The organism is Halobacillus sp. ABR2_026, assembly GCF_056158545.1.
In genome coordinates this window covers 2,777,852-2,798,804 of the sequence record NZ_JBSWTM010000001.1, presented here as the reverse complement: position 1 = coordinate 2,798,804, position 20,953 = coordinate 2,777,852, and the positions used below count along the sequence as shown (strand labels likewise).

At 43.4% G+C, this 20,953-nt stretch carries 21 protein-coding genes; 16 read left to right on the top strand and 5 right to left on the bottom strand.

Annotated features, from left to right (window positions below; translation table 11 throughout):
* Positions 1 to 68 precede the first annotated feature (68 nt).
* The 3 genes from ACXADE_RS14545 (at position 69) to ACXADE_RS14535 (ending at position 4,128) form a co-directional block, all read left to right on the top strand.
* Positions 69 to 1,208: a cysteine desulfurase family protein gene (locus ACXADE_RS14545; RefSeq protein ID WP_474981162.1), complete on the top strand. Its 1,140-nt coding sequence runs from the start codon at positions 69 to 71 to the stop codon at positions 1,206 to 1,208.
* A 5-nt stretch (positions 1,209 to 1,213) separates the two neighbouring features.
* On the top strand, positions 1,214 to 2,425 hold the full coding sequence (gene thiI, locus ACXADE_RS14540; protein WP_474981161.1) for a tRNA uracil 4-sulfurtransferase ThiI: 1,212 nt from the start codon (positions 1,214 to 1,216) through the stop codon (positions 2,423 to 2,425).
* Between the two features lie 113 nt (positions 2,426 to 2,538).
* Entirely contained in the window at positions 2,539 to 4,128 is a 1,590-nt protein-coding gene (locus tag ACXADE_RS14535) for an amidohydrolase (protein WP_474981160.1), read from the top strand.
* A gap of 183 nt (positions 4,129 to 4,311) precedes the next feature.
* Here ACXADE_RS14535 and ACXADE_RS14530 read toward each other — a convergent pair whose 3' ends face one another.
* Positions 4,312 to 5,115, bottom strand: a complete 804-nt coding sequence (locus ACXADE_RS14530; protein ID WP_474981159.1) for an NAD kinase — start codon at positions 5,113 to 5,115, stop codon at positions 4,312 to 4,314.
* Positions 5,116 to 5,370: 255 nt separating this feature from the next.
* On the opposite strand from ACXADE_RS14530, the gene ACXADE_RS14525 reads away from it, so the two are divergent.
* From ACXADE_RS14525 to ACXADE_RS14510, 4 genes are all read left to right on the top strand, one after another.
* Entirely contained in the window at positions 5,371 to 6,363 is a 993-nt protein-coding gene (locus ACXADE_RS14525) for a class I SAM-dependent methyltransferase (protein ID WP_474981158.1), read from the top strand.
* Between the two features lie 123 nt (positions 6,364 to 6,486).
* A complete protein-coding gene (locus ACXADE_RS14520; protein WP_474981157.1) occupies positions 6,487 to 7,677 on the top strand; it encodes an acetate kinase in 1,191 nt (396 codons plus the stop codon).
* A gap of 92 nt (positions 7,678 to 7,769) precedes the next feature.
* The gene (locus ACXADE_RS14515) at positions 7,770 to 8,600 is read left to right on the top strand and encodes an EcsC family protein (protein ID WP_474981156.1); all 831 of its coding nucleotides are present in this window, start codon (positions 7,770 to 7,772) and stop codon (positions 8,598 to 8,600) included.
* On the top strand, positions 8,601 to 9,113 hold the full coding sequence (locus ACXADE_RS14510; protein WP_474981155.1) for a MogA/MoaB family molybdenum cofactor biosynthesis protein: 513 nt from the start codon (positions 8,601 to 8,603) through the stop codon (positions 9,111 to 9,113).
* A gap of 22 nt (positions 9,114 to 9,135) precedes the next feature.
* Here the strand turns inward: ACXADE_RS14510 and ACXADE_RS14505 are convergent, their stop codons facing one another.
* Positions 9,136 to 9,600, bottom strand: a complete 465-nt coding sequence (locus ACXADE_RS14505; RefSeq protein ID WP_474981154.1) for a universal stress protein — start codon at positions 9,598 to 9,600, stop codon at positions 9,136 to 9,138.
* 125 nt (positions 9,601 to 9,725) lie between these two features.
* Positions 9,726 to 11,066, bottom strand: a complete 1,341-nt coding sequence (locus tag ACXADE_RS14500; RefSeq protein ID WP_474981153.1) for a purine-cytosine permease family protein — start codon at positions 11,064 to 11,066, stop codon at positions 9,726 to 9,728.
* 79 nt (positions 11,067 to 11,145) lie between these two features.
* Here ACXADE_RS14500 and ACXADE_RS14495 point away from each other — a divergent pair, with 79 nt between their 5' ends.
* Entirely contained in the window at positions 11,146 to 11,904 is a 759-nt protein-coding gene (locus tag ACXADE_RS14495; protein ID WP_474981152.1) for an SDR family oxidoreductase, read from the top strand.
* A 114-nt stretch (positions 11,905 to 12,018) separates the two neighbouring features.
* Entirely contained in the window at positions 12,019 to 13,140 is a 1,122-nt protein-coding gene (gene ald / locus ACXADE_RS14490; protein WP_474981151.1) for an alanine dehydrogenase, read from the top strand.
* 119 nt (positions 13,141 to 13,259) lie between these two features.
* Here the strand turns inward: ald and ACXADE_RS14485 are convergent, their stop codons facing one another.
* Entirely contained in the window at positions 13,260 to 14,228 is a 969-nt protein-coding gene (locus tag ACXADE_RS14485; RefSeq protein ID WP_474981150.1) for a bile acid:sodium symporter family protein, read from the bottom strand.
* 210 nt (positions 14,229 to 14,438) lie between these two features.
* On the opposite strand from ACXADE_RS14485, the gene ACXADE_RS14480 reads away from it, so the two are divergent.
* The 7 genes from ACXADE_RS14480 (at position 14,439) to ACXADE_RS14450 (ending at position 20,605) form a co-directional block, all read left to right on the top strand.
* On the top strand, positions 14,439 to 14,951 hold the full coding sequence (locus tag ACXADE_RS14480) for a DUF4178 domain-containing protein (protein WP_474981149.1): 513 nt from the start codon (positions 14,439 to 14,441) through the stop codon (positions 14,949 to 14,951).
* 12 nt (positions 14,952 to 14,963) lie between these two features.
* A complete protein-coding gene (locus tag ACXADE_RS14475; RefSeq protein ID WP_474981148.1) occupies positions 14,964 to 15,635 on the top strand; it encodes a PspA/IM30 family protein in 672 nt (223 codons plus the stop codon).
* A gap of 65 nt (positions 15,636 to 15,700) precedes the next feature.
* On the top strand, positions 15,701 to 16,369 hold the full coding sequence (locus tag ACXADE_RS14470) for a DUF4247 domain-containing protein (RefSeq protein WP_474981147.1): 669 nt from the start codon (positions 15,701 to 15,703) through the stop codon (positions 16,367 to 16,369).
* 14 nt (positions 16,370 to 16,383) lie between these two features.
* Entirely contained in the window at positions 16,384 to 16,779 is a 396-nt protein-coding gene (locus ACXADE_RS14465) for a DUF350 domain-containing protein (RefSeq protein WP_226591449.1), read from the top strand.
* A 111-nt stretch (positions 16,780 to 16,890) separates the two neighbouring features.
* Positions 16,891 to 18,438 carry a polyamine aminopropyltransferase gene (locus ACXADE_RS14460; RefSeq protein ID WP_474982238.1) on the top strand — a complete coding sequence of 516 codons (1,548 nt, stop codon included), beginning with the start codon at positions 16,891 to 16,893 and terminating at the stop codon, positions 18,436 to 18,438.
* Positions 18,439 to 18,465: 27 nt separating this feature from the next.
* Positions 18,466 to 19,146 carry a metal-dependent hydrolase gene (locus tag ACXADE_RS14455; protein ID WP_474981146.1) on the top strand — a complete coding sequence of 227 codons (681 nt, stop codon included), beginning with the start codon at positions 18,466 to 18,468 and terminating at the stop codon, positions 19,144 to 19,146.
* Between the two features lie 145 nt (positions 19,147 to 19,291).
* Positions 19,292 to 20,605 carry a DRTGG domain-containing protein gene (locus ACXADE_RS14450; protein WP_474981145.1) on the top strand — a complete coding sequence of 438 codons (1,314 nt, stop codon included), beginning with the start codon at positions 19,292 to 19,294 and terminating at the stop codon, positions 20,603 to 20,605.
* 39 nt (positions 20,606 to 20,644) lie between these two features.
* Here the strand turns inward: ACXADE_RS14450 and ACXADE_RS14445 are convergent, their stop codons facing one another.
* Positions 20,645 to 20,947: a YtpI family protein gene (locus ACXADE_RS14445; RefSeq protein WP_474981144.1), complete on the bottom strand. Its 303-nt coding sequence runs from the start codon at positions 20,945 to 20,947 to the stop codon at positions 20,645 to 20,647.
* Positions 20,948 to 20,953: the final 6 nt, after the last annotated feature.

Genomic DNA, 20,953 nt, shown 5'->3' with positions numbered 1-20,953 from the left:
TGTTCCCTATGTCTTCATGTTATGATAAAATAATGAGCTGCAATTCGAATAAAAAGGAGTCAAAGCCCATGATTTACCTAGATAACAGTGCTACAACACATCCATATCCAGAAGTGTTGAATAGTTTTCAAAAGGTGGCCGACCAGTTTTTTGCAAATCCCTCTTCCGTTCATCGACTTGGAAGTGAAGCTGAACGTTTATTGGAACGGTCCCGTAAACAGGCGGCTCAACTTATGAGTGTGGATCCTGAAGAGGTCATCTTTACTTCTGGAGGAACGGAAGGGAACAATATGGCGATTAAAGGTGTTGCTCTCCAACACCAATCCAGGGGCAAACATTTGATCACAACTAAAATTGAACACCCTTCTGTGTTGGAAGCTTTCAAGGCATTGGAAACGTTGGGTTTTGAAGTCACTTATATAAATGTCGATCGCAACGGGAAAGTTAATCCTGAAGATATTGAAAATGCGATCAGGCAAGATACCATTCTAGTCAGTGTGATGAGCGTGAATAATGAATTGGGTACGGTTCAGCCGGTCCAAGAAATCGGAGCCATGCTGAAATCGCATCGGAAGATTTTTTTCCACGTCGACCATGTCCAAGGGCTCGGGAAAGTGGACTTAGCCGTTAGAAACTGGGGCATTGATTTGTGCACATTATCTGGTCATAAGATCCATGGTTTAAAAGGAAGCGGCGCGTTAATTATGCAAAAACATGTGCGCATTTTCCCGTTGATGCATGGTGGAAGTCAGGAAGCAGAAGTCCGAGCAGGCACTGAAAACCTGCCAGGGACCGTCTCGTTTGTAAAAGCTCTCCGTCTGCTTCATGAAAACCAAGATCAAAAAAAAGGCCAGTTGCGTGAAATGAGAACTGCTTTATGGGAGGGGCTCTATCAAAGGGAGTACAGTGTGATTAATTCGCCCTCTGACGGAGCGCCGCATATTCTGAACTTTTCTATACCGGGTTTTAAACCGGAGGTCATTATTCATGCACTCGGAGAAGAAGAGATTTATATATCCACCAAATCTGCGTGTTCATCCAAACAGCCGGATGTGAGTGCCGTTTTGAAGGCGTGTAATTTTGATTATGAACGGACGACTTCCGCCTTACGGGTCAGTCTTTCTCCATTGAATCAATGGTCGGAAATTGAATATTTCTTAAAGAAGTTAGATGAAGTCGTTGAAAATTTGAAAGCTACGATGAGGTGATCCTGATGAAATTTGATCGAATTATGATTCGATATGGTGAAATGGCATTAAAGGGAAAAAATAAAAAAGCGTTCGAACAGAAACTTCAAAGCAATATCGCCACGAAGTTGAATAAATATCCAAGAACAACTATCCAGAAGACACAGGGCCGGATGTTTGTCCTGCTAAATGGAGAAGACGCCCAGGAAGTGATGAAAGAATGTCAGGAAGTATTCGGGATTCACAGCCTCAGCTTTGCTGTAAAGGTAGAGAAAGATGAAGCGCAGATGAAAGCTGCTGCTATGCTTGCATTTCATGATGCCGAGAAGGCTTCCAGCTTCAAAATATCTTCCAAGCGGACAGACAAAACTTTCCCAATCCCTTCTCAGGAAATCAATCCATTACTTGGTGGACATATCCTCCGCCAAACAGAAGGGGTGAAGGTGGATGTGCATCATCCAGACGTGGAAATAAAAGTCGAAGTCCGTCACGAAGGCTGTTATGTAACGGCTCAGGACTACCCTGGGGCAGGAGGGCTTCCTGTTGGTACCACTGGAAAAAGTCTATTGATGCTATCCGGCGGTATTGACAGTCCGGTAGCTGGCTATTTGACGATGAAGCGAGGAGTAGAAATTGAAGCGGTTCACTTTCATTCTCCTCCTTACACAAGTGAACGGGCCAAACAAAAGGTAATAAATCTGGCTCAGCAACTGTCCAATTACGGTTCTAAAGTGAAAATACATGTGATTCCATTCACGGCTATTCAGCAAAAGATACATCGCGAAATGCCGGAAGGATACAGCATGACCATCATGCGTCGGATGATGATGCGGATAAGCGAGCAACTTGCTGCTCGAAATGAACTGCTGTCAATCACGACTGGCGAAAGCCTTGGCCAAGTAGCCAGCCAAACCATGGAAAGTATGAATACGATCAATGAGGTCACTAACTATCCTATCATCCGCCCTCTTGTGGCCATGGATAAGTTGGAAATTATCGATATCTCAAGAAAAATCGGGGCTTATGAAATATCTATCCGCCCTTTTGAAGATTGCTGTACGGTATTTGTACCAAAAGCTCCCAAAACGAAGCCGACCCGAAAGAATGCGAATTACTATGAATCTAATTCAGATTTCTCTATGGATATTGAAAAAGCGCTGGCAGAGAGCTATACGATCGAAGTATCACCTGCAGGCCCATCCAGTCAGCAGGACGAAGAATTTGACGATTTACTATGATGATTTCCCTCTGGAAGATTTTCCAGAGGGTTTTTCTTTCCAATGGCTTGTACTTCAATTCTGTGCTCATATGGATTAATGTATAGGTAAAAGGTTGAGAGGGAGTGTGCCACGTGAAGCTTTGGTACGGTGGGAAAATATACACGATGAGAAAAGAAGGCGAATGGGTGGAATCGATTGTCACTGCGAACGGAAAGGTTCAAGCCGTGGGAGATACCCAGCAACTATATCAAACGTACAAAGATAACATTACGGATGAACACGATTTAAAAGGGGCGGTCATGTACCCGGGATTTACAGATAGTCATCTTCATATCATCGGACATGGGGAACGATTGATGAGGCTTGACTTATCTTTTATGAAGTCAGCGGAAGAAGTGAAGCAGGCTCTTCAGCAGCATGCTGAGCAGCTTCCTGAAGGGGAGTGGATCATTGGAGATGGGTGGAATGAAAATCAATGGGAGGAGAAACGCATCATACATAAGGATGAGCTAGATGAAATTTCACAAGACCACCCTATGATGCTTACCCGTGTGTGCAGGCATGCTTTGCTTGCTAATACCAATGCTATGAATAGAGCTGGCATAGGGACTGAAACTCCAGATCCTCAAGGAGGAGTGATCGTCAGAGATGGACAAGGGGCGGCCACAGGTTATTTCCATGATCAGGCACAGGAATTGATCAAAGGGGCAATGCCGGAAGTCACACCTGAATATTTGAGGAAAGCAGCCGATCTAGCCGTCAAGGATATGCACTCCTACGGGCTCGTCGGGGGGCATAGTGAAGATTTAAATTACTATGGTGGGTTTAGAAAAACGTATGATGCCTTTCTGCATGTCATTGATGGTGTGAAAACGAAGTTCCGTGCTCATTTGCTCATTCACCATGGAGTGATTGAACAAGTCGACCAGGAAGGTCTCGGATTTAAAAAGGGTACAGATTTTGTAGAATTGGGAGCGTTAAAAATATTTTCAGATGGAGCACTCGGCGGCAGGACTGCCTGGTTGAAGGAAGATTACGCAGATGATACAGGGAATTATGGGGTTGCTATCCACACCGATGAAGAGCTGGATCGACTGCTGAAAGAAGCAAGGAAAAGAGAAATGCCTGTAGCGGTCCACGCAATCGGTGACGGGGCTGTCGAAGCTGTTGCTCGTGCTATTGCTGAAAATCCATTGGCAAACGGGGAACGTGATCGAATTATCCACGCTCAAATTTTGAGTCCAACGTTGATCCATCAATTGCAGCGGTTAAATATAGTACTTGATATCCAGCCTACTTTTGTTGCCTCTGACTTTCCATGGGTCATTGAGCGGTTAGGAAATTTGAGATTGAAAAACTCATATTCATGGAAAACACTTCTTGATGCTGGGATCAAATGTGCTGGCGGATCGGATGCACCGATTGAAGAAATCAATCCGTTACTGGGAATCAGAGCGGCCGTGGATCGAAGAGCTACTTATGATCATGCTGTTTATCAGGCCGAGGAGAAGCTTACGGTTTATGAGGCCATTTCGCTTTATACGAAAGGAAGCGCCCAGGCGATTCACAAGGAAGATGAACAAGGAATGATTCAGGGAGGGTATTTAGCTGACTTCACAGTGTTAGACAGGGATCTATTCGCTCTTAAATCGCACGAACTTGCTGATGCCACGGTAACAATGACTGTAGTAGATGAAGAAATCGTTTACCAACGCTCTTGATCACCTGTCAATGCCTGTGGTTCGGGAAGAGCACGGTTTCTACTGGAACCAAGTCATCCCTCGTACCGTCTTATACAAGCACGGTGACAGAAAGAGTATTCATGTCCTTCCCGGATATCACCATGGTAAGTCGTCCTAAGGCCAGAGAAAAAAGCTTCCAACCGCTAGGGTGGAAGCTTTTTTTTATAGGAACGTGCGCTTTACACGGTTCCAGTATGTGTTGTTTTTCAGTTTGACTGTCTTAATGACATTTTCACTAAGGTTGATTGTAATGTCATGGATGTTCCGGACGGAAAAAGCTTCATTGTCCATCCCGATCACTGGATAATCATTACCGTCTTGACGAACTTTTAGGGTGAGGGTCCGTTCTCCGCTCAAAATAAAAGAAGAGCCAAGCGTACGGTAACGGTTATTGTTGAGAGAAGCAAGCTCACTGATTTGGAAGCATGGGAGCTTCGGATCAACGACTGCACCATTTATGGACTTATTGTAGGCGGTGCTTCCTGTCGGTGTTGCAATAACCAAACCGTCGCCCCGGAAGGTTTCAAAGTGGAGGTCATCAATATGTACATCAATGACAATAGATTTAATCAGTGTTGAACGTACGCTGCATTCATTCAGGCACATGAAAGTCGATTCATTATTAATTGTGGTTTCGATGACTGGAAAGCGGCGGACTTCCACTTCAGAGTTTTTCATAGCATCAATCATTTCGTCATGATCATCAATATCGAAGTCACAGTAAAGTCCAGCTTCGTTTCCTGTGCGAATTCCAACATATAAACAGTCTTGGCGGAAGCCTGTTTTGCGGACGGCTTGCAGGAATGTGCCGTCGCCTCCTACAGCTATGATGATGTTTGCCTGTGCTGAATCTTCTACCACATGGAAGTCATTGTCACGGGCCAGTTGGAATAAGGATTCCAATTTATTGTTCAACTCTTCGGTTTGTTGATAAAAAAAGTATAAGTTTCTTCGTTGATCGTTCACCTTGTATCCTCCTTTAGTGTACAGCTTGATGTCATTTTATCATTTCAACTGTGAAACCGCACACAATTTTCAAATTAATCGGTAAAGTTTATCTTTGTTGAATTGAAGGATGGAATTCGATATGGTTGGTATAGATGAAAAGGTAAACGATCGTTGGCGCATCACGTTTAAAACAAACTGCTGCGCCAATTTTCTTTGAGAGAAGCTAAAAGAGCATCCGCTTTTACTTTATGACTTTATGTAAGGAGAATGATTATGAAGCAGGAACAAGTGGAAAAACTATTTCAATGGATGGATGATACATCCACTGTCATTTCCGAAGATTTAAACATCACTTATCTGGAGGCCATTGCAGAAACAATGGACGTTCTGTTCAACGGTCAGCCTTTTGATGATATGGGGGACTCTTTGCAGACTTTCCTAACGAATGAACTCGTTAAAGTGAAAAAAGAGGAGTTTGAGAAAGAGGAAATCCGAAAAGCTGTCCAGCTCGCCATCCTTAAAGGAATGAAAGGAGCAACGCAGCAGCAGCACTTGATCACCCCGGACTCTGTAGCGATGTTCATGGGGTATTTAGCTTCCAAGCTGTTTGAAGGGGAAGATGACCTTAAATTATTTGATCCAGCCTCTGGAAGTGCGAATCTGCTGACTTCTGTAATGAATCAATTGGAAATGCCACTTCACGCCTACGCAAGTGAAGTCGATCCCACACTCATCCAATTGGCTGTAGCCAATGCGAACCTGCAAAAAAATGAGATTGAATTTTTCCACCAGGACAGCCTGGCCCCTTTCTTGATGGAGCCCGTAGATTTTGTACTCGCAGATCTTCCAGTTGGCTATTACCCGGACGACGCTCAAGCAGCCCGCTATCAGTTGAAAGCGGAAGAGGGACTATCCTATGCCCATCATCTTTTTATCGAGCAGGGATTGAATTATACAAAAGAAAGCGGCTTTCTTATGTTCATTGTACCGAACTTCCTATTCGACAGTGACCAATCCAAATCATTGAATGCTTTCTTGCGTGAACATGCTCATATCGTAGGAATGCTTCAATTGTCTGATTCGTTATTCAAGGATGAGAAACATGGTAAGAGCATTCTGCTATTGCAGAAAAAAGGACCAAAAACGAAAGCTCCTAAACAAGCGCTTTTAGCCAAGCTACCTTCATTCAAAAATCCGGATGGTATGGCAGATATCCTTGCCCAGATGAACCAGTGGTTTGACGAATATAAAAGAACACAATTGTGAGAAAATATCGAATATAACAAGTAAACGTTATCATCGCCGGACGACCTTGAAATCATCGGTACCGGGTGATTAAATGGTAATGGTAGAAAATTACGAACCTATATTCTAAGGGGATGAGCAATAGTGAGTAATAAAATTCTTGCGATAAATGCAGGTAGTTCATCACTGAAATTCCAACTGATTGAAATGCCTGAAGAAACTGTCATCACAAAAGGCTTAGTTGAGCGGATCGGCCTGGACGATGCCGTTTTCACAATAGAAGTCAATGATGATAAAGACAAAACCGTAACGGACATTCCTGATCATGAGCAGGCTGTTAAGATGCTTTTGAAGAAATTGACAGCAAATGGGATCATTGCGTCACTTGATGAAATCAATGGCGTGGGACACCGTGTCGTCCATGGAGGGGAGCGCTTTAGTGAGTCTGTCTTAATTACTGATGAAGTGATTGGAGAGATCGAGGAAGTATCTGATTTAGCCCCGCTGCATAATCCGGCAAACTTGACAGGAATCAATGCTTTCCGTGAAGTGCTTCCAAATGTACCTCACGTGGCTGTGTTTGATACAGCCTTTCACCAGTCAATGCCTGAGCAGTCTTATCTTTACAGCCTTCCTTATGAATATTATGAAGACTACGGCATTCGTAAATACGGATTCCACGGTACGTCCCATAAATATGTTTCCGAGCGTGCTGCAGAAATGCTTGGCCGTCCAGTAGAAGAGCTTCGCCTGCTCTCCTGCCACCTTGGGAATGGAGCCAGTATTGCTGCCATCGAGGGAGGAAAGTCCATCGATACATCTATGGGCTTCACACCATTAGCCGGTGTTACGATGGGCACGCGTTCTGGTAACATTGATCCAGCGCTCATCCCTTTCATTATGGAGAAAACAGGGAAAACAGCTAACGAAGTCATGAATGTATTGAATAAAGAAAGTGGAATGCTTGCTCTTTCTGGTTTCTCCAGTGACTTGAGAGATATTGAAGAGCGCGCGGAAAATGGAGATGAACGAGCTGAACTTGCTCTTGAAGTCTTCTCCGCTCGAATTCACAAATATATCGGATCTTATGCTGCCCGTATGCACGGAATCGATGGAATCATTTTCACCGCTGGTGTAGGTGAGAACAGTGTAGCTATGCGCGAGCGTGTATTGAAAGGTCTTGAGTTTATGGGTGTTTACTGGGACCCTGCGCTAAACAAAGTACGTGGGAAAGAAACATTCGTGAACTATCCTCACTCTCCGGTAAAAGTTATGGTCATTCCGACAAATGAAGAAGTCATGATTGCCCGTGATACGGTTGAAAAAGGACTGTAATTAAAAAGCAATCGCACTATAGGTGCGATTGCTTTTTTTTAAGCTTTAAGTCTACAATAAATAATAGGAAGCAAAGACGAGGAGGGAGCGCTTTGTCACATCAGCGTATTCGGTCAGAACTAAAGAGTTGGCTGGAGCAGTATCAAGGGTATCAGCCTAATGATTTTGAGATGGTTTATGACCATTGGCTACAGCAAAGTTTGAGCAATGTAGATCCTAATGTGAAAAAAGCATTTTTTTCAAAATTGGATGCCTGGTTTTTTCATACCCATGCTTTCTTACAAGGTACCTCTTATCAATATGAGGCAAGGGAACGAATTTTAACGGTAGGTAGAATTTTTTCCAATAACATTGAGAGCATTGAAGATATGCAAAATGAATTGACGGTTGAGCAGTTAACTTACATAGCTGATCAGCAGATGACACGCGGCCGGTTATATTCTTTTGCCCAGGGTGGATTGACGGGCGCTGGTGGATGGCTCTTCCTGGGTATGGATTATCCATTAATGATGTTGATGAATATCAGAGCCATCCAGCTGATTGGTTTGACGTTCGGCCATGAGATGAATCACCCCTACGAAATGATGATCTCCCTCAAAGTTTTTCATGCGGCTACCCTGCCGAAAAGGCTGAAATCAGGCGCATGGAATGAATTAATAGAAGAAGTGAATAAGAAAGAGCACCCGTTTATCTTCACAGGCGATGATCAATTGACAGATGAAGGGTGGATGGAACAGCCTATGAAACAGTGTTTCAAGTCATTGTTCATCCTCATGTTCAGAAAAAAACTCATTCAAGGCCTGCCCTTTATAAGTATTGCAATCGGGGCCTATTCCAATTACCATTTAACGAAACAAGTAACAGAATTTGCGATGAAGTTTTATCAATATCGTCACCTTATGAGCAAGGAAGGAGAGTTATGATTGGCTGTTGAAGACCATAAAAGTCGAGCGGGAGATTTTGTCAGCTGTCTCGTGCTTACAGTAAGTGATACCCGGACAGAGCAAACGGATAAAAGTGGGAGGCTGATGATCGACAGCCTTACTAATGCAGGTCACAACGTGAAAGACTATCACATTGTAAAAGATGAACAAACAGAGATCCAAGACCGGGTGGAAGCGGGAGTGCATGATCCTTCCATCGATGCGGTGCTGGTGAATGGTGGAACAGGTGTTGCGGAACGGGATGTGACAATTGAAGTTATGGAGAGAATTCTGGATAAAGAAATGCCTGGATTCGGAGAGATTTTCAGAATGCTCAGCTTTACAGAAGATATCGGTTCTGCAGCTATTTTATCCCGCGCTATAGCCGGGGCTGCTGGGAGTACAGCTGTATTTGCCACCCCGGGATCAACAGGAGCAGTCAAGCTCGCATTGAACCGATTGATTATCCCTGAACTTACCCATATCGTGAGTGAGCTGCATAAAGATAAATAAAAGAGCCCTTCTACGGGCTCTTTTATTCGTCTGTGCTTTCTTCTGCCTCTTCAGGGCGGACGACCAGGACGTCACAGGAAGCATATCTTGTAATATGTTCGGAAACGCTGCCGATGAAGAACCGCTCCATAGCATTTAAACCGGTAGCCCCGCATATGATGAGGTCTGCGTTATATTTCGGAGCGACATCTTTAGCAATTTTAACTTTTGGAGAACCGTATTCAATGTCTACAATTACATTTTTCACGCCTGATTTTTCCGCCTTCTTCTGGTAGTCATTCAATAGCTCGGTTGCATATTGTTCAGCCCGGATGGCTAGAGACCGGTCATAAGCCTCCACCGTAGCAAAAGCTCTCGTATCAACCACGTGGGCTAAAACAAGTTTTGCCTCGTTCCGGTTCGCGATGTCAATCGCTTTTTTGAATGCTACTTCTGCCGTAACAGAACCATCAACGGCCACTACAATATCTTTGTATTCAAAAGTCATGCTGGATGCCCCCTCTCTATTTCTTATTTTTATTATATCATGCTTCCTAATTGGATAGACGAGGATCTGTGTATATAATTATGGCAATTTTCTGAATGTCGTTTTTTAAAAAGGAAGGCACGTTTCTAAGTAACGTGCCCTTTAAGTCTATGGACCGTGGTAGAGAGGGTAGGGTAAAGAATAAAAATAGTAACGAAAGTGAGAAAACCGGGAGACCATTCTACAGGAAGAAGGAAGTATAATACCCCGCCTGACACTATAAACACGATCGCTCTGCCATTTATAAAAAGTTTGGTTAAAAGCGCAAGGTCCTCTGGAGACAGCTGTTTCCTTTTAACAATTAAATAATCACTGCAAATAACAGCAGAGATTGGAATGATGAAGCCGCCAAGGATAGAGATGAAGGATTCGGCTTCATTGACCAGGGACGGAAATCCACTAAGGATCACTCCCATAGAACCGAAGATGACAGCCGCTTGAATTCTGGAAAGGTTCGGAAAGGTATTCAATAAACTGAATCCACCGGTATAAGCATTGCTGACATTGATGCTCACCATTGAAATGATAGCCGTTGCCGTGATAATGGCGATATGTAAAGATGAATCAGTCTGTTCACTGGAAGATACATATGGATTGATATCTTGAAAAAGATAGGCAGAAGCACAACCGATAACCGCTGTTATGATAAACCCGACTCCATTACCAACCAGTAATCCGTAAAATCCGTGTGATGGGGATTTGGCATATCTGGTCATGTCAGCAGCAGCGCTTACACCTGACACGTATTGGACAAAAGCAAGACTCGCAAAAAAGAGCATAGAAGTTATAGGACCTTCAAATCCTTCGTTTTGAAGCATCATCAGTGAATCCCCATCACGGTTTGTAGTAAAGTAAACATACAAGATGGTCGCCTCGCCGATTAAAAGCAAGGGTAAAAAGTAGCTCATCACCTGCTTAACAGCTTCAAACCCAATAATAGCAAGGGCGACCATGAGGACGGATAGCGGTATGGAGTATAACCAAAAAGGCAATTCTGTTCCTGTTAACCGAAAGATAAGCTGTTGGATAACATATGTACCTCCAATGGTCTGTACACTAAACCAATATAGGGAAGTAAGACTTCTGATCGGTGCAGATAAATATCGGGTACCATTAATTCCAAGAATGGTACGTAAAGCATACTGAGCTGGAATGCCGAGCCTCGCACCTGGTAAGGATAAATAGGAAACAAGAACGAACCCGAGGAGCGCCCCGAAACTGGTGGATAACACTCCTGCCCAGAAGGAAAGACCTCCTTCCAGTACAGATAAAGCTGGAATCAGGAAGTTGCCGGCGTTGGCTGCGATTGCAATCTGGATGAATGCAAAGCGGTACCAGGGTGTGTCCTGTTTTTGGGCGGGGACTGCTTCTAATCCATATTGTTCTATGACACGTTTTCTTTGAGGAGAGCCTTTCAATATCGACACGTCCTTTCTAATCCAATTATTGTACAGAACGGAATCATGGATGTAAATAAATAGCCGAGTATGAGGGAGGGTAATAGAGATGAAGCATGCACTAATTACAGCTGGAACGAAGGGACTGGGAAAAAAGGTAACGGAACTTATGCTGAAGCAGAACTGCTCCGTTACGGTTACATACCGCAAGGATGAACATAAAGCGTTGTCCCTTCTTGATGATTTTCCAGATGAACATGACAGGATACAGATCATCCAAGCGGATGTTTCACAAAAAGAGGATATAAAGCGTCTTGTACAAAAAACAATCGAACGCTTCGGCCGGGTGGATTATTTAATTAATAATGCAGGTCCTTATATTTTCGAACGGAAGAAGCTTATGGACTATTCGGAAGAGGAGTGGGATTCAATGATTCGCGGCAACCTTGATGCCGTATTCTATCTGATGAAATCAACAGTTCCTCATATGAGAAAACAGCGATTTGGAAGAATTATCAATTATGGGTTTCAAGGTGCTCCATCCGCTTCTGGTTGGATTTATCGCTCGGCATTCGCTGCAGCAAAAGTGGGGTTAGTTTCTCTTACTAAAACTGTTGCCTTCGAGGAAGCAGAATATGGGATAACATCAAATATGATATGTCCGGGAAACATAACAGGGGATTGGAAAGAATCTTCGATTGAAGCAAGCCGGGGAATCAAAGACACGGAAACACCAATCGGCAGACCTGGCACGGGAGAGGATATTGCGAGGACCATTGGATTCTTATGTCAGGAAGATTCCGATATGATTACCGGGACGATCTATGAAGTGACCGGTGGTTTGGACGTTATCCACAGACATAGATAACTGAATCGCTGAGAGCAAATCAGGGAATGACCCGTGTATGTCCTTGTTGTCAATGGCTGGTTTCTACGATAGGTGTCCTACTCAATATTCAAGTCTCAAGGAGGTTGGATGATAATGAAAATCGGAGTTCCCAAAGAGTTGAAAAATAATGAAAACCGCGTAGCTATGACACCCGCGGGAGTCGTAACCTTAACAAATTCAGGACATGAAGTATTTGTTGAAAACGGGGCAGGATTAGGGTCAGGGTTTACGGATGACCAATACCGGGGAGCGGGAGCTGTAGTGGTAAACTCAGCCCAGGAGGCGTGGGGGCAGGAGATGGTCATGAAAGTGAAGGAACCTGTTCCTGAAGAATATGCATATTTTCATGAAGGTTTGATTTTGTTTACCTATTTGCATTTAGCACCCGAAACGGAACTAACGAAAGCACTTCTCAAGGAAAAAGTGGTGTCGATTGCTTATGAGACTGTCCAATCCCCGAATGGTTCCCTTCCTTTACTTACACCTATGAGTGAAGTAGCCGGAAGGATGGCTTCTCAAATTGGGGCGCAATTTCTGGAAAAATCAAGAGGTGGTAAAGGGATTCTGTTGGGAGGTATACCAGGGGTCCGGCGGGGAAGGGTGACAGTCATTGGAGGTGGAGTCGTTGGGACAAATGCCGCCAAAATTGCCATGGGGCTGGGGGCGGATGTGACAATCATCGACCTTAATCCTGAGCGCCTTCGTCAGCTGGATGATATCTTCGGTTCTGAAGTCAACACATTAATGTCAAATCCGCTCAATATCCAGGAGTCTTTGACAGAATCTGACCTTGTCATAGGAGCTGTTCTGATCCCGGGAGCAAAAGCCCCAAGTCTTGTAACAGAAGATATGGTGAAGTCGATGAAAGAAGGATCGGTTATCGTGGATGTGGCGATCGACCAAGGGGGGATATTCGAAACGACTGATCGAATGACAACGCATGATCAGCCGACCTACGAAAAACATGGGGTCCTCCACTATGCGGTAGCCAATATGCCGGGTGCTGTACCGAGAACCTCTACGATCGGCTTAACTAATGTGACGGTCCCTTACGCTCTTCAGCTCGCTAACAAAGGGTATGTAAACGCATGTCTTGAAAATGATACCCTGTATAAAGGCCTGAATACAGTGGATGGACATCTCACGTATAAAGCTGTGGCTGAAGCTCAAGGTCTCTCCTATAAGGAAGCAAGAGAGATTCTGAAAAGACCTTGACGGTACTCGAAACCGCTATAAGCACGGGGAGAATATCAGGGGAATTATATTCAAGGGAGGCTTAATAGATGCCTCCCTCTATGCTGAAAGCAATTTTTCAATCGAGAATGGTAAAATAGTTAGGCAGATTTAATATGTTTCTCATTGGTATTCTTTGAACGTTTGCTCTTTTGCTTACGAAAAATGGTGGCAATGATCGGACCGGATATGTTGTGCCAAACACTGAAGATGGCACTTGGTACTGCAGCCAGTGGATTGAAATGAGCCGCTGCAAGAGATGCGCCGAGTCCGGAGTTCTGCATCCCCACTTCAATGGAAATGGCGCGTTGTTTCGATGGTTCCATGTTAAATAACTTTCCTAAACCATAACCAGTCAAATACCCGAGAAGGTTGTGAACGACCACAATGGCAAAGATAAGAGCACCTGTTTCCGCTATTTGCGTCTGATTCACACTAACCACAGCAGCTACTATGGCAACGATGCTGATCACTGAAATCAGCGGAAGGGCTTTAACAGCTGTCTGGACTTTATTTTTGAAGACAGCTTGTACGATAAGGCCGAGTGTGATCGGTAGAAGGACCACTTTTACGATGGAGACAAAGAGAGCACCTGCAGAAACAGCCAGCCATTGACTTGCAAGCACCCATACCAGAAATGGTGTAAACAGAGGCGCAAGCAGTGTTGATACAGCTGTGATGGAGACAGATAGTGCAGTATCTCCTTTAGATAAATAAGTCATGACATTTGAAGATGTTCCACCTGGGCAGCAACCTACAAGGATGACTCCTACCGCTACCTGCGGAGAAACAGGGAGGAGTGTCACTAATAAGAAAGCAAGCACCGGCATGAGGATGAATTGTGCACCTACACCTACCGCTACATCTTTCGGTCTTTTAAAAACCTCTTGAAAGTCCTGTTTAGACAAGGTTAATCCCATTCCGAACATAATGATGCCCAACAGTGGGACGATATACGGTGCGATCCAGGTAAAGCCTTCAGGTATAAAAAAGGAAAAGGCCGCAAAAAGAAGGACCCAGAAAGCGAAGGTACTTCCTGCAAATTGACTGATTTTCTCTAAAATTTTCATAGGTATCAACCCCTTATGGATCATGTTTTTTCTGATTATACGCGCTTTTCAGAAAAAACAAAGGTTTGAAGAAGAGAAAAATACGAAAAAAATCAATAAGTCGGGTAGTATCGAGAAGTTCTCGTAAAAAAAGAAAAAATGTGAAACCTTTTGTAAATGCCGCACGTACATACAGGTACACAGGGTCATAGTTGAAGGAGAGGTGAAGATTTGGGTTTCTTTTCTAAATTATTTTCAAAGAACGAAAAGCAGACACCAGAAGTGAAAGAACGTACACCCCTGAATATCCAAGTCGGTGACATTGTCACTTACGATCTTGTGGATTATGAAGTGGTAGGGAAGATTGCGTATCGGGATGGCGGCTATGAATGGTTCTCCTATCAATTGCTTGAAGGGAGCCAAACAAAGTGGCTTGCAGCTGAAATGGATGATGAGTTGGAGCTAGGGATCTATGAAACGGTAAAACTCTCTGTGTCCCATCCTTTTCCTAATAAACTGGAATACGATGGGCAGACCTTCACGAAAGACGAAGAAGGGGAAGCCCGGGTAACAGGAGAAGGAAGAAGTGAAAACATAAACGGCCGCACATCAAAGTATGCAGAATACATTTCTGAAGATGAAGAATTGTATTTGAGCCTCGAATCATGGGGCAGTGAAGTGGAAGTCAGTCTCGGATATGATATTGAATCATATGAAATTAAAATTATTGCAGGTTCAAAATAAGGAGGAAGCAAAATGTTTAAATTCTTTAAACGTGTCAAAACAGTTGTAGGGTCTGAGTTGAATTCAATGCTGGATAAAGCAGAAGATCCTGTGAAAATGCTTGATCAATTCATGCGGGATATGGAGAATGATATTCGTGAAGCGGAAAGTGCGGTAGCTAAACAGATTGCTAATGAAAAGATGCTGAAGCGAAAATACGATGATGCCCAGGCCCTTGTGGATAAGCGGATGCAGCAGGCAGAAAAAGCGATCGAAGCTGGGAATGAAGACCTTGCACGTCGTGCATTGGAAGATAAAAAGAATCATCAGGATCAGGCTGATCAATTCAAAGCTTCCTGGGAGCGTGCTCAACAGGATGCCAACAACCTGCGTCAGAAGCTAGATGAAATGAAGAAAGAATACCAGGAAATGAAATTGAAGAAAGATTCCTTAAAAGCACGTGCTGAGTCAGCCAAAACACGTACGAAGATGAACCGTACCATGTCCAGTATCGGTGGGGATGAGTCCCGCCAAGGCTTTGAACGAATGGAAGAAAAAGTCATGCATTATGAAGCAGAAGCTGAAACGAGCGAAGACATGTCCTCAGAAAGCCGTTCTTTGGATGATGAATTCGAAGATTTAGATAATAAAGACAGTGTAGATAACGAATTGGAAGAATTGAAAAGGAAGATGAACAAAGAGTAACCTGGTAAAAGCGTGCCTGATCGAGTGGTCAGGCACGGCTATTTTTTGTGAAAGGAGGATATATGTTGAAAGATTATGCAGGTATCATAGTCGTAGGAATCATCGCTTTTTTCTTATTATTCAACGTCTTTGGCGGGAATGACCAAAGAGGGATGTCAGGCTCTTATACAGAAGATACATATGGAGAACTGCCTTCCGAGCCTGATCGTGAGGAAATTTTAAAGGGCATCGAAACTACCGAAACCAATGATATTGAAACCCTTGTCCAAGACAATTTCCCTTTATTGGATACAGTGAGTTCTGACCAGGGTATTTCAAGGATTTACATGACGAAGGAATTGACGTTAACGGAGGTAGGAGATGCATTGTCTTCGGCCATACCTCCTGAAGAGATCAGTGAAAGGCAGGAAGAAAAGCAAGCCCTCATCTATCCTGACCATTTTGTGATACTTCAAGAAAGTTCAGAAGAACCAGGGGTCATTACAATCGAGCTTGCATCCGATGATTTTGTAAGAAATAATTATTCGCCCGGTTTCTTCAGCGGGTTATTCCTTGGGTCGATTTTGAACCGTTCATTAGGATCGAATGACTGGTATGATAGGCGTAGGTCAAATTGTCAGCAGGCGGGTAACTGTTATGGTGGTTATGGAATGTATGGCAATTATAATTCGGGTGGAACCAGCTCAATGAGAGGATCATCCAATCGAGGCGGAGGTCCAGGTACAGGAAAATAAAGGAGGTTATCATAATGGAACCATTTTTGGCTACATTGGGTTATTTTGTAATGGCAATTGTGATTGTTGTGATCGGATTAGTGATTTTTGAATGGTTAACAAGGCAGTATAAGGATTGGGAAGAGGTTAAACAGGGAAACCAAGCGGTCGCGATGTCTATTGCAGGTAAAATTATTGGGATTTGTATTGTGCTGTCATTTGCCATATATCACAGCTTTACCGTTTGGGACACGTTGATATGGGGGGCATACGGTGTTGTCCTTCAAATGATTGCTTATTTATTGTTTGAATTGTTTACACGGAAGTTTTCAGTGGAAACGAAATTGAAGGAAAATAATACAGCGGTTGGAATCATCACAATGGGTGTTTCGATCGGTCTTGCTTTCGTAATCGGTGCATCGATTACATAATAGAGCAGGGGACGTTAAGAAAAAGCCACTATGAAAGATGCTCATAGTGGCTTTTTAAAGTCTTTGGCATGGAACAATGTCACTACATAAGGATTAGGTGGAGTGAAGCAAGTGGAAGCGAATCTAAGAAAAAGTCATTTTATTTATTGGGCATCAGGAATTGTTTCGATCTGTGGGATTATCTTTGAGGTGTTATTTGGAGCGCTTGGTTCGTATATTCTCGGAGATGGTGTCAAGCAGTATACGCTGACGATCAGTTTGTTTCTTACAGGTATGGGTATTGGTGCTAGTATAAGTGAGAGAGTTATGAAAAAACTGATGGTCACATTCATATGGATCGAGTTCATGGTGGCGTTGATCGGTGGTTTTTCGAGCTTTACGATGTTCGGGATGACGGCTTTTGCCCCTGCGGGGACGGACGCCATGTTTTTATATATGGTGACCTTTACGATTGGTGCATTGACGGGTCTTGAGCTGCCGATACTGATCAGAAAAGCGAATGAGATAGGAGAGGAACTTAACCGGAGTACGGCCCGGGTTCTTTTTTCGGATTATGCAGGCGGGTTGATCGGAGGTCTTCTGTTTGCCTTTTATCTCCGTCCACAGATGGGCATGGTGAAAAGTGCGTTTTTCGTAGCTTGTATCAATCTAGCGGTGGCTCTTATCATTCTCTATCTATTCCGTACTGAAATTAAGACTCTATGGATTCATCTAACAGGAGGGATCATCATCGGTGTTCTCCTAATTGCGGGGCTGTTCTTTGGGGAAGAAATGGCATTTTCATTTGAACAGAAATTATATAAAGACCCTATCATCCATATGGAAGAAAGTGCTTATCAAAGAATAGTACTGACTAAAGAACAAGGGGACACCAGACTTTATTTAAACGGGTCTCTCCAATTCAGTTCTACAGATGAACATCGGTATCATGAAACGCTGGTACACCCTCCCGTCGCTTTAGCTGAGCAAAAGGAACGTGCATTAATCATGGGTGGTGGTGATGGAATTGCAGCTAAAGAGCTGCTGCAGTATGAGGAGATAAAGGATATTACCCTCGTTGATCTGGACCCGGCCGTTACTGATCTTGCCCGCCACAACTACCACCTTCTTCAAATGAACAACGGGTCATTGGATGATCCGCGAGTGGAAGTATTGAATATGGACGCCTTTACGTTTTTAGAAGAAGCAGAAACCTTTTATGATGTGATTATCATCGATCTCCCTGATCCGAATAACGAGAGTTTAAATAAACTTTATACGAGAGAATTTTATTCCTTAGTGAGGAATCACTTGAACCCTGGAGGAGCCGTAATGATTCAGGCGACAAGTCCGTTGTTTGCGACGGAGGTATATTGGACGATTGATAAAACAGTGTCTTCCACAGGGTTGTATACCGAAAACTTCCATGTGGATGTTCCTAGTTTCGGAAACTGGGGGTTTATTCTTGCATCAAGAGATCCTTTGGACATCAGCAGTATCCGCTTTCCTGAAGAAACGGAATTTCTTACAGAAGAAGTTTTTCAATCGATGACGGTGTTTGGAAAGGATGAAGATGGGGAAATCCTCAATGATGAAGGCCAGGTCATAGAATTGGAGCCGAATACATTAATTAATCCGCATCTCATTCAAAAATATGAAAAGGCTTGGCGTAATTACTGATTTCATGTCTACAAAGGAGTGTTATGGATGAAAGTATCTTATCATGGTCATGCCGTTGTAAAAGTTGAAGCAAAAGGAAAAACGATTCTTTTCGATCCGTTCATATCAGACAATGGAAATACGGATCTTAATGCAAACCAAGTCAAAGCAGATGTAATCTTGCTCACTCATGGTCACAACGATCATGTAGGAGACACATTCGAGATCGCAAAAAGAAATGACGCTCAGGTCATCGCGCCGTTTGAATTGGCGACTTACCTGGGGAATAAAGGTCTCAATGCCCATCCTATGTACATCGGAGGCGGACATGAATTTGATTTTGGTCATGTGAAATTTACTCAGGCGTTTCATGGTTCCTCTTATCAGGAGGAAGATGGAACAATCGTGTATACAGGTATGCCTACAGGTATTCTGCTGACAATCGATGGCAAGACGATCTATCACGCGGGTGATACGGGATTGTTTACGGATATGAAAATGATTGGTGAACGAAATAATATTGACCTCGCTTTTCTTCCAATCGGAGATAACTTCACAATGGGACCATCAGATGCACTTGTTGCTGCAGAATGGATTCAAGCGAAACAGGTCGTTCCCATCCACTACAACACTTTCGATCTGATTGCTCAAGATGGAGATGCTTTCGCACAGGAAGTGAAGCCTGGTAAAGGATCAGCATTGAAGCCGGGAGAATCAATCGAACTATAAGACAAGTTATTACAAGCCGTTTGTCTGAGAAAGGACAAGCGGCTTTTTTTAATCTTCTGGAAGGAAATTGCGGATCATCTGTATCAACTGTATAATAACAATTATAAGCAATTGGATTAGTACAGTTAGAAAGTTTGGTGGTCATATGGCAACAAAACATGAACAGATCCTGGAACATATTGAATCCCTGTCCGTAGGCAGCAAAATATCTGTCAGAAGAATAGCGAAAGCTCTCAATGTCAGTGAAGGTACAGCTTACAGGGCGATTAAAGAAGCAGAAAATCAGGACCTTGTCAGCACGATGGAACGTGTCGGAACCATCAGAATTGAGAAAAAGAAAAAAGAGAATATAGAAAAGCTTACGTTCGCTGAAATTGTGAATGTAGTGGATGGTCAAGTACTTGGTGGTCGAGAAGGTTTATATAAAACCTTGAGTAAATTTGTCATAGGGGCGATGAAGCTTGAAGCGATGATGCGATACACAGAAGCGGGATCACTCCTTATCGTAGGTAACCGGACCAATGCTCATGAGCTAGCCGTCAAAGAAGGGGCTGCTGTTCTGATCACGGGCGGATTTGATACGAGCGAGACGGTCAAAAAACTTGCAGATGAAAAAAAACTGCCGGTCATCTCTACGAGTTATGACACTTTTACAGTTGCGACGATGATCAATCGAGCGATCTATGATCAGTTGATCAAAAAAGAGATCGTTCTTGTGGATGATATTTATACTTCATATGAGGATTCAAAATTCCTGCAGGCCACAGACCCTGTAGGCAGGTGGCACGAATTCAATTCAGAGACAGGGCACAGTCGCTATCCAGTAGTAGACCAGCAGAATCGTGTCGTCGGAATTGTCACCTCAAGAGATGTAATTGGAAAAGACAAAGAGATGCGGATTGAAAAAGTGATGACCCGTAATCCTATGACCGCCCATGCCAAGACTTCTCTAGCCAATGCCGCCCATGTGATGGTATGGGAGGGGATCGAACTGATGCCTGTGGTCGATCCATCTCATAAGCTGCAGGGAATTATTTCCCGCCAGGATGTGCTGAAGGCGCTTCAACACATTCAAAGACAACCACAGGTGGGTGAAACTATAGATGATCTGGCTACCAATCGGATGGAAGTGATTGAAGAAGATGACTCACGTCCAGTTTGGAAAACAAAAGTTACACCTCAAATGACAAATCAGCTCGGAACTATGTCTTATGGCGTTTTTACATCGTTGATTACAGAGGCTTCCAGCAGATTGTTAAGGAAGTATAAGAAAGGTGACCTCGTTGTAGAAAATATATCGGTGTACTTTATCAAGCCTGTACAAATTGAAAGTGATATTGAAGTAAGACCGCAAATTCTGGAGGTAGGAAGGAAATTTGCTAAAGTAGACATTGAGGTGCACCACGAAAGAGCGATCGTCGGTAAAGCACTGCTTATGGCGCAATTGATTGACCGATAAAAAAAGTCGCTGTAAGACAGCGACTTTTTCTTAAGAGCTTTATGATTGGGGACTTGTTCTATGTTTCTGGAATTCCGCCTGATAATGCCTGCTGGCTTTCCAACCTAAACGGAATTGGAAAATGCCCAGAATGACGAAAACGATCCCCACAAAAAGAGAGAGTTTTGTCTGGTAGAATACATATTGGTTAATTCCAAAAAAGAAAATGAAACTCCCGAGAAACATTTTAGACTTACTATTCAAGTATTCCTGGGTCAAAGGGTCCTTAGAACGGGCAATCATCACTTTGTAGTAGATGTAAAGAACAAAGGAAACTAAAATAAGGATGGGAAAGATAATCATTTTATC

Coding starts and splice junctions, on each gene's coding strand:
- ACXADE_RS14545 (WP_474981162.1), top strand. CDS start 69: ATGATTTACCTAGATAACAGTGCTACAACACATCCATATCCAGAAGTG.
- thiI (WP_474981161.1), top strand. CDS start 1,214: ATGAAATTTGATCGAATTATGATTCGATATGGTGAAATGGCATTAAAG.
- ACXADE_RS14525 (WP_474981158.1), top strand. CDS start 5,371: ATGAAGCAGGAACAAGTGGAAAAACTATTTCAATGGATGGATGATACA.
- ACXADE_RS14505 (WP_474981154.1), bottom strand. CDS start 9,600: ATGACTTTTGAATACAAAGATATTGTAGTGGCCGTTGATGGTTCTGTT.
- ACXADE_RS14495 (WP_474981152.1), top strand. CDS start 11,146: ATGAAGCATGCACTAATTACAGCTGGAACGAAGGGACTGGGAAAAAAG.
- ald (WP_474981151.1), top strand. CDS start 12,019: ATGAAAATCGGAGTTCCCAAAGAGTTGAAAAATAATGAAAACCGCGTA.
- ACXADE_RS14485 (WP_474981150.1), bottom strand. CDS start 14,228: ATGAAAATTTTAGAGAAAATCAGTCAATTTGCAGGAAGTACCTTCGCT.
- ACXADE_RS14475 (WP_474981148.1), top strand. CDS start 14,964: ATGTTTAAATTCTTTAAACGTGTCAAAACAGTTGTAGGGTCTGAGTTG.
- ACXADE_RS14465 (WP_226591449.1), top strand. CDS start 16,384: ATGGAACCATTTTTGGCTACATTGGGTTATTTTGTAATGGCAATTGTG.
- ACXADE_RS14455 (WP_474981146.1), top strand. CDS start 18,466: ATGAAAGTATCTTATCATGGTCATGCCGTTGTAAAAGTTGAAGCAAAA.
- ACXADE_RS14450 (WP_474981145.1), top strand. CDS start 19,292: ATGGCAACAAAACATGAACAGATCCTGGAACATATTGAATCCCTGTCC.
- ACXADE_RS14445 (WP_474981144.1), bottom strand. CDS start 20,947: ATGATTATCTTTCCCATCCTTATTTTAGTTTCCTTTGTTCTTTACATC.